13 protein-coding genes are annotated in these 14,240 nt (G+C 71.6%); 9 read left to right on the top strand and 4 right to left on the bottom strand.

Annotation, left to right across the window (positions count from 1 at the left end):
* Window positions 1-102: 102 nt before the first annotated feature.
* Window positions 103-1,851: a fatty acyl-AMP ligase gene (locus SGFS_RS50425; protein WP_286259567.1), complete on the bottom strand. Its 1,749-nt coding sequence runs from the start codon at window positions 1,849-1,851 to the stop codon at window positions 103-105.
* A gap of 314 nt (window positions 1,852-2,165) precedes the next feature.
* Here SGFS_RS50425 and SGFS_RS50420 point away from each other — a divergent pair, with 314 nt between their 5' ends.
* Together SGFS_RS50420 and SGFS_RS50415 are read left to right on the top strand one after the other, a co-directional pair.
* Window positions 2,166-3,131: a DUF1152 domain-containing protein gene (locus tag SGFS_RS50420; protein ID WP_286259566.1), complete on the top strand. Its 966-nt coding sequence runs from the start codon at window positions 2,166-2,168 to the stop codon at window positions 3,129-3,131.
* A 98-nt stretch (window positions 3,132-3,229) separates the two neighbouring features.
* Window positions 3,230-4,213: an aldo/keto reductase gene (locus SGFS_RS50415; protein ID WP_286259564.1), complete on the top strand. Its 984-nt coding sequence runs from the start codon at window positions 3,230-3,232 to the stop codon at window positions 4,211-4,213.
* A 170-nt stretch (window positions 4,214-4,383) separates the two neighbouring features.
* Here the strand turns inward: SGFS_RS50415 and SGFS_RS50410 are convergent, their stop codons facing one another.
* Window positions 4,384-4,827, bottom strand: a complete 444-nt coding sequence (locus tag SGFS_RS50410) for a hypothetical protein (protein ID WP_286259562.1) — start codon at window positions 4,825-4,827, stop codon at window positions 4,384-4,386.
* 243 nt (window positions 4,828-5,070) lie between these two features.
* Between SGFS_RS50410 and SGFS_RS50405 the strand changes: the two genes are divergently transcribed.
* Window positions 5,071-6,435, top strand: coding sequence for an FAD-dependent oxidoreductase (locus SGFS_RS50405; RefSeq protein ID WP_286259559.1), 1,365 nt, complete (start codon window positions 5,071-5,073; stop codon window positions 6,433-6,435).
* A 143-nt stretch (window positions 6,436-6,578) separates the two neighbouring features.
* Window positions 6,579-7,199: an L-threonylcarbamoyladenylate synthase gene (locus SGFS_RS50400; RefSeq protein ID WP_286259558.1), complete on the top strand. Its 621-nt coding sequence runs from the start codon at window positions 6,579-6,581 to the stop codon at window positions 7,197-7,199.
* A 19-nt stretch (window positions 7,200-7,218) separates the two neighbouring features.
* Here the strand turns inward: SGFS_RS50400 and SGFS_RS50395 are convergent, their stop codons facing one another.
* Together SGFS_RS50395 and SGFS_RS50390 are read right to left on the bottom strand one after the other, a co-directional pair.
* On the bottom strand, window positions 7,219-8,280 hold the full coding sequence (locus SGFS_RS50395; RefSeq protein WP_286259557.1) for a DUF6745 domain-containing protein: 1,062 nt from the start codon (window positions 8,278-8,280) through the stop codon (window positions 7,219-7,221).
* 51 nt (window positions 8,281-8,331) lie between these two features.
* Window positions 8,332-8,658: a hypothetical protein gene (locus tag SGFS_RS50390; RefSeq protein WP_286259556.1), complete on the bottom strand. Its 327-nt coding sequence runs from the start codon at window positions 8,656-8,658 to the stop codon at window positions 8,332-8,334.
* 243 nt (window positions 8,659-8,901) lie between these two features.
* On the opposite strand from SGFS_RS50390, the gene SGFS_RS50385 reads away from it, so the two are divergent.
* From SGFS_RS50385 to SGFS_RS50365, 5 genes are read left to right on the top strand one after another with little or no spacing between them, the layout of a single operon-like run.
* Window positions 8,902-9,870, top strand: coding sequence for an STM4015 family protein (locus SGFS_RS50385; protein WP_286259555.1), 969 nt, complete (start codon window positions 8,902-8,904; stop codon window positions 9,868-9,870).
* A 54-nt stretch (window positions 9,871-9,924) separates the two neighbouring features.
* Window positions 9,925-11,064: an STM4014 family protein gene (locus SGFS_RS50380; RefSeq protein ID WP_286259554.1), complete on the top strand. Its 1,140-nt coding sequence runs from the start codon at window positions 9,925-9,927 to the stop codon at window positions 11,062-11,064.
* Between the two features lie 49 nt (window positions 11,065-11,113).
* Window positions 11,114-11,920, top strand: a complete 807-nt coding sequence (locus SGFS_RS50375) for an STM4013/SEN3800 family hydrolase (protein WP_286260430.1) — start codon at window positions 11,114-11,116, stop codon at window positions 11,918-11,920.
* The gene (locus SGFS_RS50370; protein ID WP_286259553.1) at window positions 11,917-13,257 is read left to right on the top strand and encodes an STM4012 family radical SAM protein; all 1,341 of its coding nucleotides are present in this window, start codon (window positions 11,917-11,919) and stop codon (window positions 13,255-13,257) included. Before SGFS_RS50375 ends, SGFS_RS50370 begins: the two co-directional genes overlap by 4 nt.
* Before the next feature lie 8 nt (window positions 13,258-13,265).
* Window positions 13,266-14,162, top strand: coding sequence for an STM4011 family radical SAM protein (locus tag SGFS_RS50365; RefSeq protein ID WP_286260429.1), 897 nt, complete (start codon window positions 13,266-13,268; stop codon window positions 14,160-14,162).
* Window positions 14,163-14,240: the final 78 nt, after the last annotated feature.

Genomic DNA, 14,240 nt, shown 5'->3' with positions numbered 1-14,240 from the left:
CGTGGCGGGGACGGCTGCCGTACGCCGTGACGTGTGGATGGGCCGGTACGGCCTCTCGGGGCGCCGCCGACGCGGTGGGGGGCGCGTCGGCGGCCGGTGAGATCAGCCGGTGGCGGGGATGTGGACCACCGACAGGCCGCCCGCGAGGTAGGCGGCGCGGGTGGCGTGGCGCTGGATCTTGCCGCTGGACGTCTTCGGGATGGTGCCGGGGTGGACCAGCACGACGTCGCGTACGGCCAGGCCGTGGGCCTCGCCGATCGCGCCGCGGATCACGTCGACGATCTTCTCGGCCTCGCCGGCGGCGTCCGGGGCGACCTCGGCGACGAGGACGGGCTGCTCGCCGCCGACGACGCCGTCCACCACACCGTCGGCCGCGGTGTCCACGGAGAACGCGGCTGTGCAGCCGGGGCGCAGGGCGGGGTGGGCCAGCTCGGCGGCGAGTTCGAGGTCCTGCGGGTAGTGGTTGCGGCCGTCGACGACCATCAGGTCCTTGAGGCGGCCGGTGACGAACAGTTCGCCGTCGCGCAGGAATCCGAGGTCACCGGTGCGCAGGAAGCGGCCCTCGCGGCCGGTGAGGGTGGCGCGGAAGGTTTCGCGGGTGGCGAGGGTGTTGCGCCAGTAGCCCTTGGCGACGCTCGCGCCGGCGACCCAGATCTCGCCGACCTCGCCGTCGGGGAGCTCCTCCCCTGCCTCGGGATCGGCGATGACCACGGTCACCCCGGGTCCCGGCCGTCCGGAGCCGACCGCCGCGGCGTCGGCGGCGCCCGCGAGCGGACCCGTCTCGGCGGTGTCGATCAGGACGGGCGGGGTGTCCTTGGTGCTGCCGGTGACCATCAGGGTGGCCTCGGCCAGGCCGTAGCAGGGGTAGAGCGCCTCCCGGCGGAAACCGGCCGGGGCGAAGGTCTCGGCGAAGCGGCGCAGGGTGGCGGCCCGTACCGGTTCGGCGCCGTTGAAGGCGACCTTCCAGCTGCTCAGGTCGAGGCCGTCGAGGAGTTCGGGGGTGGCGTGCTTCAGGCACAGCTCGTAGGCGAAGTTGGGGCCGCCGCTGGTGTGCGGGCGGTAGCGGCTGACGGCCTCCAGCCAGCGGCCGGGCTGCTGGAGGAAGTGCAGCGGGGAGAAGAGGGTGCTGGTCACACCGAGCTGGAAGGCGTTCAGGACGGGGCCGATGAGACCCATGTCGTGGTAGACGGGCAGCCAGCTGACGAACACCTCGTGGCCGTACTCCTCGATCACGTCCGGGGTGTGGCCCATCCGCTCCGCGATGACCCGCCCGTTGTCCAGCAGGTTGCCGTGGGTGACGACGACACCGCGCGGGGCGGAGGTGGAGCCGGAGGTGTACTGGAGGAAGGCGACCGAGTCGGCGGTGAGGTCCGGTTCGCGCCAGGAGGCCGCCAGCTCGTCGGGGATGTCCTCGGTGGCCACGCAGGTGATGTCGGCCAGTTCGGGCAGGTTCTCCGCCATGGTGCCGAGGGCGGTGAGGACCTCGCGTCCGCCGAGGATCACCTTGGTGTCGGCGTCGGCCATCAGACGCTTCATCCGGGTCAGGGCGCGGTGGTTGCGCGAGCGGCCCTGCGGGGGCACTCCGGGTACGGCGACGACGCCCGCGGCGAGGCAGCCGAGGTAGCTGCTGATGAATTCGAGGCCGGGCGGGTGGAGCAGCATGGCGCGCGATCCGGCCAGGCCGCGGTCCTGCAGCCAGGCCGCGACGGCCCGGGAGCGGTCGGCCAGCCGCCCGTACGAGATCTCCTGGACCTCTCCGTCGCTGTCGCCCGTGACGAGGTAGCGGTAGGCGATGCGATCGGGGTGGTTCGAGGCGTGGGCGGTCAGCAATTCGACCAGGGTAGGAGCCATGTGACGAGTCTCACCTGTCTGAACTAGCGGTAGATGAACTGGAGTTCGAGGGCCTCGTTTCAACTTGCTACTGACGGGTAGCGGCGACCGTATCAACATCTTCGGGCGCCCGACGGGCGAACCAATGACGGGCCAACAAGATGTAACCCAGGAGTAACCGGGAGGCCGTCGCACTGCGCGGCCCGACCATATCCCCCAGCGCGCCCAACCCCTTGAACCCTAAAAGGAACTTACCGGGAGTATCGCCGCCGGATTGGCGAACTCCTTTTGCTGGATGGCGAGTTCCACCCCACCCATCTTGGTAGCGTCCCCCGGTGTTCTCCCTCCGACAGCCCGCCCTGTTCACCCGGCTCCAGGATGCGCGGCGCGTCCTCGTCGCCGGTGCCGGCGGCGGTTTCGACATCTACGCCGGGCTTCCGCTCGCCCTCGCCCTGCGCGAGGCGGGCAAGGAGGTCCACCTGGCCAATCTGTCCTTCGCCGACCTGTACGGCCTCGACACGGGCGTCTGGGTGGAACGGGACGTGGCCGCCATCGGCCCGGAGACCACCTTCCGCGGCGACTACTTCCCCGAGCGCGCCCTCGCCCAGTGGCTCGCCCTGCACCGGCTGCCCGCCACGGTGTACGCGCTCTCCCGCACGGGCGTGGCACCGCTGCGGACCGCCTATCGGGCACTCCTGGACCATCTGGGCGGGGTGGACGCCATCGTGCTGGTCGACGGCGGCACCGACATCCTGATGCGCGGGGACGAGCACGGACTCGGCACCCCGGAGGAGGACATGGCGAGCCTTGGCGCGGTCGCGGGGCTCGACGAGGTGCCGCACCGGCTGGTGGCCTGCCTCGGCTTCGGCGTGGACGCCTACCACGGCGTCAACCACTCGCTGGTCCTGGAGAACCTGGCGGCGCTGGAGCGCGACGGCGCCTACCTCGGCGCGTTCTCCCTGCCCCGCGACAGCCGCGAGGGCGCCCTCTATCTGGACGCGGTGGCCCACGCCCAGCGGTGCACACCGGACCATCCGAGCATCGTCAACGGCTCCGTCGCCGCGGCCGTGCGCGGCGACTTCGGCGACGTGAGGTTCACCGAGCGGACCCGGGGCGGCGAACTGTTCATCAACCCGCTGATGGCCCTGTACTTCTGCGTGGACGCGGTCGGCCTCGCCCGCCGCAACCTCTACCTCGACCGGTTGGAGAAGACCGAGCTGACCCGGCAGATCAGCTCGATCATCGCCGAGTTCCGGGACGAACTGCCCCGGCAGCGCCCACCGCGCGCGTTCCCGCACTGACCGGGCGCCATGGACCGGGCGGCACGGCTCGGACCGGGCGGCACGGCTCGGACCGGCGCACGCGCAGGTGACAGTGGGCGGGTGACAGACTGACCCGCATGGAAGAACGTGCATTCGGTAGGTCGGGCCGACAGGCGTCCGTCGTCGGCCTCGGTACATGGCAGCTGGGCGCCGACTGGGGAGACGTCGACGACAAGGAAGCCCTCGCGGTGCTGGACGCGGCGGTCGAGTCGGGGGTGACCTTCTTCGACACGGCCGACGTGTACGGGGACGGGCGCAGCGAGCAGACCATCGCCGCGTTCCTGCGCGACAGGCCGGACCTGAACGTGTTCGTGGCGACGAAGATGGGCCGCCGCGTCGAGCAGATCCCCGCGAACTACGTCCTCGACAACTTCCGGGCCTGGAACGACCGCTCCCGCCGCAACCTCGGCGTCGACCGCCTCGACCTGGTGCAGTTGCACTGCCCGCCCACCCCCGTCTACTCGTCGGACGAGGTGTTCGACGCCCTGGACACCCTCGTCGACGAGGAGCGCATCGCCTCGTACGGCGTCAGTGTGGAGACCTGCGCCGAGGCGCTGACGGCGATCGCCCGGCCGAACGTGGCGAGCGTGCAGATCATTCTCAACGCGTTCCGCATGAAGCCGCTGCTGGAGGTCCTCCCGGCGGCCGAGCAGGCGGGCGTCGCGATCATCGCCCGGGTGCCGCTGGCCTCCGGGCTGCTGTCCGGCAAGTACACGAAGGACACGGTCTTCCCCGCCAACGACCACCGCACCTACAACCGGCACGGCGAGTCCTTCGACCAGGGCGAGACCTTCTCCGGCGTCGACTACGAGACGGGGGTCGAGGCCGCCGCCGAGTTCGCGGCGCTCGCCCCCGAGGGGTACACCCCGGCTCAGCTGGCGCTGCGCTGGGTCGTCCAGCAGCCCGGCGTGACGACCGTGATCCCCGGCGCCCGCTCCCCCGAGCAGGCCCGCGCCAACACGGCCACCGCCGCGCTGCCGCCGCTCTCCGAGGAGACGCTCGCGGCGATCAGGGACATCTATGAGCGCCGGATCAAGGAGCAGGTGGAAGGCCGCTGGTAAAGCCGCTGGTAGGACCGGGCGGGTTTGTCGCACCGGTTTGACGCACCGGTGCACAGCGCTCGTTCATCGTTCTCGTGCAACGCGCTCGTATAACGCGCTCGGGAAGCGGCCGCGCGTGCCGCTTCCCGAGCGTCGCTCTGCCCCTGCCCGGCCGGTGGGCGGTGGGCGGGTCAGATGCGTCCGCCGGTGAGGCGGGTGAGCGGGCCGTGCACATGGCGTTCGGCACGGCGGCCGGCCACATAGGAGGCGGCCGACAGCGCGGTCAGGCCCGCGCCCACGCCGGCGGCGACGAGCTTGCGGTGGGCGAGCACGGTGATGGCGGTCCTGGCCGTGGCCGCGACATGGCCGGAGGCCTGGACGACCGCCTGGCGGCTCGCCTCGACACTCTTCACCGCGCTGCGCACGGCGCCGCCCGTGGTGTCGGCCGCGTGCGCGGCACCGGCCGCGGCAGCCGACGCCGCGTCATCCGTCTTCGACGCGACCGCCTTCGCGGACCTGGTGGCCGGCGCCGTCGCCTTGCCGGTGGCGCGACGGGCCTCGGCCGCGGTGGTCGAGGCCGCGTCGGACTTGTCGGGGTCGGGCTTGTCGTTGGGGTCCTTGTGCGTTCGGTTCATGGGAACCGCGTTGCCGTTCACGGCGCGGGCAAACCCATCGCGTCGGCGTCCATGCCCGCCGGCCCGTGCCGACCGGGGTCATGTCCACTGGCCGCGAGGCGCTACCCTGCCGTCCGGATCGGGTGCTCGCATGCCATAAGATCGCTTTATGAGGTCATAGGCCCGACCCCCGTACCTGGTAAGGGTTGCCTTAGTTTAGGGTTGCCGACGAGTCGCTTTTCTCCGCTCGAAGGGAACCTGAACATGCCCCGCCCTCTGCGGGTAGCCATTGTCGGAGCCGGACCCGCCGGGATCTACGCCGCCGACGCGCTGCTGAAGTCCGACGTCGCCACCGAACCCGGTGTGTCCATCGACCTCTACGAGCGGATGCCCGCCCCGTTCGGACTGATCCGTTACGGCGTGGCCCCCGACCACCCCCGCATCAAGGGCATCATCACCGCCCTGCACCAGGTGCTCGACAAGCCGCAGATCCGTCTCTTCGGCAACGTCGACTACCCGACCGACATCAACCTGGACGATCTGCGCGCGTTCTACGACGCCGTGATCTTCTCCACGGGTGCGACGGCCGACCGCGCGCTCGACATCCCCGGCATCGACCTGGACGGCTCCTACGGCGCCGCCGACTTCGTCTCCTGGTACGACGGCCACCCGGACGTCCCGCGCACCTGGCCGCTGGAGGCCGAGAAGGTCGCTGTCCTCGGCGTCGGCAACGTGGCGCTCGACGTGGCGCGTGTCCTCGCCAAGACGGCGGACGAGCTGCTGCCGACCGAGATCCCGGCGAACGTCTACGAGGGTCTGAAGGCCAACAAGGCGCTGGAGGTCCACGTCTTCGGCCGCCGGGGCCCGGCGCAGGCGAAGTTCTCCCCGATGGAGCTGCGGGAGCTGGACCACTCCCCCAACATCGAGGTCATCGTCGACCCCGAGGACATCGACTACGACGAGGGTTCGATCGCGACCCGGCGCGGCAACAAGCAGGCCGACATGGTCGCCAAGACCCTGGAGAACTGGGCGATCCGCGACGTCGGCGACCGCCCGCACAAGCTGTTCCTGCACTTCTTCGAGTCGCCCACCGAGATCCTCGGCGAGGACGGCAAGGTCGTCGGCCTGCGCACCGAGCGCACCGCCCTCGACGGCACCGGCAACGTCAAGGGCACCGGCGAGTTCAAGGACTGGGACGTCACCGCGGTCTACCGCGCGGTCGGCTACCTCTCCGACAAGCTGCCCAAGCTCCCCTGGGACGTCGAGTCGGGCACCGTGCCGGACGCGGGCGGCCGGGTCGTCGAGGAGACCGGGGCGCACCTGCAGTCCACGTACGTCACCGGCTGGATCCGGCGCGGTCCGGTGGGCCTCATCGGGCACACCAAGGGCGACGCCAACGAGACCGTCTCCAACCTGCTGGACGACTTCGCGAACGGTCGTCTGCACGAGCCCGCCTCGCCGGAGCCGGAGGCCGTCGACGCCTTCTTCGCCGAGCGCGACGTGCGCTTCACGACGTGGGACGGCTGGTACAAGCTCGACGCCGCCGAGAAGGCGCTGGGCGAGCCCCAGGGCCGGGCGCGCGTGAAGATCGTCGAGCGTGAGGACATGCTGCGGGCCAGCGGCGCGTGACGCTTCGCTGAAGTGCTGGGGGACTGCGGGCCGTCGTCGAACCGCGAGTCGTTCGTGGCTGGTCGCGCAGTTCCCCGCGCCCCTTTTCGGGGCCTGCGGCCCCATCAACGGGTGCGGGGCTCTCGTGGGCATAAGCTCGGCAGATGGCCAAGTATTTCGACGTGCACCCCGACAACCCCCAGCCGCGCGCCATCGGTCAGGTGGCCGACAGCGTCCGTCAGGGTGGGCTCATCGCGTATCCGACGGACTCCTGCTTCGCGCTGGGGTGCCAGCTGGGCAGTCGTGACGGCATCGAGCGCATCCGGGCGATCCGGCAGCTCGACGACCGTCACCACTTCACCCTGGTGTGCGAGAACTTCGCGCAGCTGGGCCAGTTCGTACACGTCGACAACGACGTGTTCCGCGCCGTGAAGGCGTCGACGCCCGGCAGTTACACCTTCATCCTCCCCGCGACCAGGGAGGTGCCCCGCAAGCTCCTCCACCCCAAGAAGAAGACCGTCGGGGTGCGCATCCCCGACCACCGCGTGGTCCAGGCCCTGCTCGCGGAGCTCGGCGAGCCCCTCGTCTCCAGCACTCTGCTGCTGCCCGACGAGGAGGAGCCGATGACGCAGGGCTGGGAGATCAAGGAGCGCCTGGACTACCTGGTCGACGCGGTGGTGGACTCCGGTGACTGCGGCACGGAGCCGACGACCGTCATCGACTTCTCCAGCGGCGAGGCCGAGATCATCCGCAAGGGCGCGGGCGACACGTCACGGTTCGAGTGACCGACGGCGACGGTGGCGCTCACGTCTGCTTCAGCGGCTCGTACACCTCGGCGTCCAGGCCGAACGTCCAGGCCACTCCCTCCCTGGCCGTACGCGTCGTGGGCGGCACGCGCAGCCAGTAGGTGCGGCTCGTGCCGTCGGGCTCGGGCGTGGAGTTGACGACCTCGACCATCACCACGTCCTCGTCGCCGGACAGTTCTATGCGCCAGAGGACGCCCGTCTCGTCGCGGTCCACCGGCTTCGCCCCGGACTCCTCCAGATAGCGCTCGTAGCCGTAGAACTCCAGCATCACGCGGCGCAGCTCCGCGTTCTCCTCCTGCCGGATCTGCTCGGGTGTGAGCGCGCCCAGCCGGTCGAGGAACTCGGCGGGTACGGGCAGTCCGCGCCAGGCGTGCAGGGCGAAGCCGTCGGCGTAGGCGAGCGCGGGGCCGTCGCCGCGGTCCAGACGGCCCGCCTCGTCGCGGTGCAGCTCCGTGGGCCGTTCGGTGAGGACCGCGACGTTCTCGTACGGCCACCACCAGCCCGCCGTACGGGCCACCTCGGCCAGTGCGTCGAGCCCGGAGCCGGCGTCGCTCGCCGTATCGGCGTCCGCGTCGGTGTCGGTGTCGAGGGCGTACAGCCAGGCGGCGTCGTGCTGGCCGAGGACGGCATCCAGGAGGAGGAGTCTGATGCGGGTCTCCTCCTCGCGGTCGCTCGGGGCCAGCGCCTCGACGACGCCGGTGCGGACGCGGTCGACGAGCGGGCGGGTGGTCTCCCACAGGTTCTCGCCCGTCGCGCGCCAATGGCCGCTCCAGCCCGCCGGGCCGAGGCCGCTGTGAAGTCGCTCGCGGGCGGCGGCGAGAGGTCTGTTGCGCAGGGCGTCGCGCACGCTCGCCCCGGTCGGCAGGGGCGTCGTCACGCCTTCCGGCACGTCACCGGAGAGCAGCCGCACCGCCTCCAGCGGGGAGCGCGCCCACACGATCATCTCCGGCTCGTCGAGCCCCGCCCTGCGGTAGGCGAGGCGGACACCCGCCTCCGCCCCGGCACGCTCCCCCGTTCCCGTGGCCGCCGCCACCGCCCGCCAGTTCGTCTCTTCCGTCACGGCCTCGCCCCTCACTCCTCGTCGTTCTTCCCGCTCGTCCCGCCCCGCGCCTCAGTCGGCGACGATCCGCACCGACCCCGGCACGTACTCACGCTGTCGTACGACTCGGTACCAGCCCTTGGGCAGGGATATCGCCGCGTGCTCCTCGTGGACGACCCGGGCGCCCTCCGGCACGTGCAACAGCATCGGGCCGAAGACGCCCGCCTCGCGGATCAGCCGGCCCGGGCCCACCACGGCGTGGGCGTGGCCGGTGACCTCGCCGAGGGCGAGGACGAACCTGCCGCGCCCGTCACGCGGCTCCGACACGGCGTCATGCGCGCTCTCGGGCACCGCGTGCTCCGCGAGCGGCACGATCAGGACATCTCCCTGCCGGTACATGGGTCTTCCTCCCGTTCGGGGCACTCGGGTGTGCCATGGAGAAGACCGTAGAGGCACCCACTGACAACCGCCCTCGGCAAGGCCGCGACCAGACCGAACAAGGGTCCGCCGTACGCGTTGTCAGTGGGGCTTGGTAGAACTCCCCTACCCGGCGGCGCTGTCCGCGCACCGGGTGTTCAGCGAGCGGTTCCGGCCACCGGGTCGGATCCATCGGCCGGCAGCAAGGCGAAGAGGCGGGCGCACATGACCATCGGAGACCACCTGCGGGAGTTCCACGACCTGCCGGCCTTCACCTTCCCGGACTCGGTGAAGGGGCCCGAGGACGCGGCCGGACTGCCGAACCCCGAGTCGGTGGCGTGGCGGGTCGCCGTGGAGTCGTACGAGAGCGACGAGGAGTGGGAGGACGCGTTCGGGCGGTTCCTCGCCTCGGTCGACACCACGAAGGTGCGGGCCCTGGTGGTGGGCGCCTGGAGCGACGCGTACGACAACGGTCCGGAGAAGATCATCGAGGCTCTGGTGGCCGCGAAGGACCGGCTGCCCGCCCTGCGCGCGCTGTTCCTCGGGGACATCGTGATGGAGGAGTGCGAGATCTCCTGGATCAACCAGGGCGATGTGTCCCCACTGCTCAACGCCTTCGGCGAGCTGGAGGAGTTCGGGGTCCGCGGCGGCCAGGGGCTGGTCTTCCCCGCCGTGCGCCACGAGCGGCTGCGGACGCTGACGGTCGAGACCGGCGGCATGCCGGTAGAGGCGGTGCGGGGTGTCGCGGCGAGTGAGCTGCCGGCCCTCGTCAAGCTGGATCTGTGGCTGGGCACCTCCGAGTACGGCGGCGACTCCGAGGTGGCCGACCTGGCGCCGATCCTGGCGGGCACACGTCTCCCGGCGCTGAGGCATCTGGCGTTGCGCAACAGCGAGATGCAGGACGACATCTGTACGGCGCTGGCCGCCGCGCCGGTGGTGGCCCGTCTCGCCGTCCTCGACGTGTCGATGGGCGTGCTCACCGACGACGGCGCGACCGCGCTGCTCACGGGCCAGCCCCTCACCCACCTCATCACCCTGGACCTGCACCACAACTACCTGAGCGCGGCGATACGTGACCGGCTGCGGGACTCCCTGGAGGCGGAGGGCGTCCAGGTCGACGTGGACCCGGACGACGCGGAGTCGGACGAGGAGGACGACGGCACGGTGTGGCGTTTCGTCGCGGTGGGCGAGTAGGCGCGACGGACCGAGGGGGGCGGCATGGGGGACGGCTTGAGGGGGGAGGTCGGTATGTTCGGTCCCGGGGGCGCGGGTGCGCCGTGGGTGGTCGTCGGCAACGGGGAGAACCGGCGGGTGCGGTTGTTCGTCGCGGCCGCCGAGGCCGCCGGTGCGGGCACGCCCCGGATCGTCGAGTGGCGGGACGTCCTGCGCGACGGCGGTCACGACTTCGCCGACGACGAGATCGTCCGGCTGGACTCGCCGGGCGAGAATGCCGAAGTGGACCGGCTGCTGCGCGGGGTCGACGAACCGACACGGGTGGAGGGTTCGGCCACCTGGTACGGCAGGTTCCTGGACGCCGTCGGGTCGTTGCGGGGCGGGGTCCGGCTGGACGATCCCGCGGAGCTCGCCGTGCTGTTCGACAAACGGCAGTGCCATGCCCGGCTCGACGCGGCGGGCGTTCCGGTGCCGCCGTCGCCCACCTCGGGCGGTGTGCTGCCGGTGCGCGGCTGGGACGACGTACGGGCGGCCATGCGGGAGCACGGCATGCCGCGTGTCTTCGTCAAGCTCGCCCATGGTTCGTCGGCGTCCGGGGTGCTGGCCGTCGAGACGGCGACGTCGGGACGGATCAGGGCCACGACCTCGGTGGAGGTGGCGCCGGACGGCCGTCTCCACAACTCCCTGCGGGTGCGGCGCTACACCGACGAGCGGGAGATCGCCGCCGTCGTCGACGCGCTGGCGCCCGACGGGCTGCACATCGAGCGCTGGCTGCCAAAGGCCTCCGCCCAGGGCAGATCGGCGGACCTGCGGGTCCTGGTCGTGGCGGGCCGCGCCACGCACGCCGTGGTACGCACCAGCCGGTTCCCTCTCACCAACCTCCATCTGGGCGGGGCGCGGGGCGACCTGGCGTCGGTGGTCGACGCGGCGGGCGACCGGTGGGCGCGGGCGCTGGACATCTGCGAGCAGGCCGCGGCCTGTTTCCCCCGCACGCTGTCCGTCGGCGTCGATCTGCTCCCGTCGATCGGCTGGCGCCGGTTCGCCGTCGGCGAGGTCAACGCCTTCGGGGACCTGCTGCCCCGGTTGACCGGGCTGCCGGGAAGCCCGGCGGAGGGCCTGGACACCTACGCGGCGCAGCTCGCGGCGGCCCGGGGCTTCGCGCTCCCGGCGGCCTCGCACCACCCCCGGCCGAGGAACGACCATGCACGTATCTGACCTGCACGTAGCCGAACCGAACCCCGGGGCCGCGGCCCCGGAGCCCGACATGAACGAGGTGGTGGGCCGCGACGACCTGCTGCTGCTCACGCTCGACACACTCCGGTACGACGTGGCCGTGGAGCTCGCGGCGGCCGGCCGGCTGCCGAACCTGGCCGCACATCTGCCGGGCGGCACCTGGGAGAAGCGGCACGCGCCCGGCAGCTTCACCTACGCCTCGCACCAGGCCATGTTCGCGGGCTTCCTGCCGACCCCGGCGGCCCCCGGACCGCACCCGCGCCTCTTCGCGAGCCGGTTCGCCGGCAGCGAGACGACAGCGGGGCGCACATTCGTCTTCGACCGGCCCGACCTGGTGTCGGCGCTCGCCGAGCGCGGTTACCGCACGGTGTGCGTCGGCGGTGTCGGCTTCTTCAACAAGCAGGGCGCACTGGGCAGCGTCCTGCCGGGCCTGTTCCAGGAGAGCCACTGGGAGCCGGAGTTCTCGGTCGCCTCCCCGACCTCCTTCGAGTCCCAGGTGGCCCTCGCCGAACGGATCGTGGCCGAACTGCCCGCCGAACAGCGGCTGTTCCTCTTCCTCAACGCCTCGGCCCTGCACCAGCCCAACTGGTTCCACCTGCCCGGCGCCACCCGCGAGGCAGGCGACAGCCTGGTCACCCACGCGGCGGCCCTGGAGTACATCGACCGGCACATCGGGCGGCTCTTCACCGCGATGAGCTCACGCCGCCGCTGCTTCGCCGTCGTCTGCTCCGACCACGGGACCACGTACGGGGACGACGGATACACCGGGCACCGGCTCGGCCACGAGGCCGTGTGGACCGTCCCCTACAGCCACTTCTTCCTGGAGCCGTCCGCATGACCGTGACCGAGACACCGGTTCGCCCCTATCAGCACTACGTGTACGCCTACCCGCACAAGACGGCGTACCGAAAGCTGCCCGGCAGTCCACGGCTCGCGGACCTGTGGGCCGGCGAGTCCCGAGCGGCCCTGTCCCTCTACGCGCACATACCGTTCTGCGAGGTGCGCTGCGGGTTCTGTAACCTGTTCACCCGGATCGGTGCTCCGGACGGGCTGACCGGCCGTTACCTCGACGCGCTGGAACGGCAGGCGATCGCGGTGCGCGAGGCGCTGGGTGACACGGCGCCGGTGCGGTTCGCGAACGCCGCGTTCGGCGGGGGTACGCCGACCTATCTGGAGGCCGCCGAGCTGGAACGGCTGTGCGACATCGCCGAGCGGCACATGGGCGCGGACCTCCGGGCGATCCCGCTGTCGGTCGAGGCCTCCCCCGCCACCGCGACGGCCGACCGGCTCGCGGTACTGGCCGAGCGGGGCACCACGCGGCTCAGCCTCGGAGTGCAGAGCTTCGTCGAAGCGGAGGCACGCGCGGCAGTACGACCGCAGCGCCGCGCCGACGTCGAGACGGCCCTCTCCCGCGTCCGCGACACCGGCATCCCGGTCCTCAACATCGACCTGATCTACGGCATCGACGGGCAGACGGCGGCCAGTTGGCGGCTCTCCCTCGACGCGGCCCTCGCCTGGCGGCCGGAGGAGATCTATCTCTACCCCCTGTATGTACGGCCGTTGACGGGCCTCGGCCGGCACCTCGACCCGGAGGTCGCGGACCGTGACTGGGACGAGGCACGGCTGCGGCGCTACCGCGAGGGCCGCGACCACCTCCTCGCCCATGGCTACGAGCAGGTGTCGATGCGGATGTTCCGCCGCGCGGACGCGCCACCGCAGGGCCCGGACGACTACACCTGCCAGACCGACGGCATGATCGGCCTGGGCTGCGGCGCCCGCTCGTACACGTCGAAAGTGCACTACTCCTTCGACTACGCGGTCGACATGCGGGAGATCCGCGCGATCATCGACGACTACGCGGCCACCGAGGACTTCAGCCGCGCGTCCGTCGGCCGCGCGGTCGACGAGGGCGAGGCGCGGCGCCGCCATCTGCTGCAGTCGCTGCTCCAGGCGGAGGGACTGCCGGTGGCCGACTACCGGCGCCGGTTCGGGGCGGAGCCGTACGAGGACTTCCCGGCGGAGCTGGAGACGCTGGCCTCCCGTGGCTGGCTGGCGGACACCGGGACCGAGCTTCTGCGGCTCACTCCCGAGGGGCTGGCGCACTCGGACGCGATCGGTCCCGAGTTCTTCTCCCCGGGCGTGCGGGCCGCGATGGCCGACTACGAGCTGCGGTGACGGCCGCCGTGGACCTGACGATCCTGTACCGGGGCCCGCTCGCCTCCTGCGACTACGACTGCCCGTACTGCCCGTTCGCCAAGAGGCGTGACTCGACGGCGCAGTTGCGGGCCGACCGTGCCGCCCTCGACCGTTTCGCCGGCTGGGCGCGGGCGCAGACGGACGACCGGCTGTCGGTGCTGTTCACCCCGTGGGGCGAGGGACTGGTGCGGTCCTGGTACCGGCGGGCCATGGTGGAGCTGTCGCGGGAGCCGCACATCGACCGCGTGGCGATCCAGACGAACCTCAGCTGCCGTACGGAGTGGCTGGCCGAGGCGGACCTGGACACGGTGGCCCTGTGGTGCACGTACCACCCGGGGCAGACACCGTACGAGCGGTTCCTCGACAAGACGCGGCGGCTGGTCGGCATGGGGGTCCGGTTCAGTGTGGGGATCGTCGGGCTGCCCGAGCACCTGGAGCACGCGCGGCGGTTGCGCGCCGAGCTGCCGGAGCAGGTGTATCTGTGGGTGAACGCGGCGGAGGGCCACTCGTACACGGACGAACAGGCCGCGCTCTGGACCGAGTTGGACCCGCTGTTCCCGTTCAGCCGTGAACCGCACCGCTCTGCGGGCCTGCCGTGCCGTACGGGCTCGACGGTCGTGTCCGTCGACGGCGACGGGACAGTGCGGCGCTGTCACTTCGTCCGGGCCGAGCTGGGCAACCTCTACGACGGCTCGTACCGCGCGGCCCTCGCGCCCCGCCCGTGCCCGCTCGCCGTCTGCGACTGCCACATCGGCTATGTCCACCTCGAAACGCTGCCGTTGTACGACACGTTCGCGGGCGGCGTCCTGGAACGGGTACCGACGGCCGAGGCCCGGCTCGGGAAGTACCCAGCGGTGCCGACATCGCACACCGGCACCCCCTGATGCGGGCTCGGATCCACGACCCCCATGGCCCGACCGTCACCGCCCATGACCCAACCGGACTATTGCGGCATCCCGGCT

This window comes from Streptomyces graminofaciens (assembly GCF_030294945.1).
GTDB classification, from domain to species: domain Bacteria; phylum Actinomycetota; class Actinomycetes; order Streptomycetales; family Streptomycetaceae; genus Streptomyces; species Streptomyces graminofaciens.
Note: the sequence above shows the minus strand (reverse complement) of the source record. Positions and strands in the feature narration are given on the sequence as shown.

What these genes read in the sequence shown, in the direction of transcription:
- SGFS_RS50425 (WP_286259567.1), bottom strand. Translation starts at nt 1,851, where the DNA reads ATGGCTCCTACCCTGGTCGAATTGCTGACCGCCCACGCCTCGAACCAC.
- SGFS_RS50415 (WP_286259564.1), top strand. Translation starts at nt 3,230, where the DNA reads ATGGAAGAACGTGCATTCGGTAGGTCGGGCCGACAGGCGTCCGTCGTC.
- SGFS_RS50410 (WP_286259562.1), bottom strand. Translation starts at nt 4,827, where the DNA reads ATGAACCGAACGCACAAGGACCCCAACGACAAGCCCGACCCCGACAAG.
- SGFS_RS50405 (WP_286259559.1), top strand. Translation starts at nt 5,071, where the DNA reads ATGCCCCGCCCTCTGCGGGTAGCCATTGTCGGAGCCGGACCCGCCGGG.
- SGFS_RS50400 (WP_286259558.1), top strand. Translation starts at nt 6,579, where the DNA reads ATGGCCAAGTATTTCGACGTGCACCCCGACAACCCCCAGCCGCGCGCC.
- SGFS_RS50390 (WP_286259556.1), bottom strand. Translation starts at nt 8,658, where the DNA reads ATGTACCGGCAGGGAGATGTCCTGATCGTGCCGCTCGCGGAGCACGCG.
- SGFS_RS50385 (WP_286259555.1), top strand. Translation starts at nt 8,902, where the DNA reads ATGACCATCGGAGACCACCTGCGGGAGTTCCACGACCTGCCGGCCTTC.
- SGFS_RS50380 (WP_286259554.1), top strand. Translation starts at nt 9,925, where the DNA reads ATGTTCGGTCCCGGGGGCGCGGGTGCGCCGTGGGTGGTCGTCGGCAAC.
- SGFS_RS50375 (WP_286260430.1), top strand. Translation starts at nt 11,114, where the DNA reads ATGAACGAGGTGGTGGGCCGCGACGACCTGCTGCTGCTCACGCTCGAC.
- SGFS_RS50370 (WP_286259553.1), top strand. Translation starts at nt 11,917, where the DNA reads ATGACCGTGACCGAGACACCGGTTCGCCCCTATCAGCACTACGTGTAC.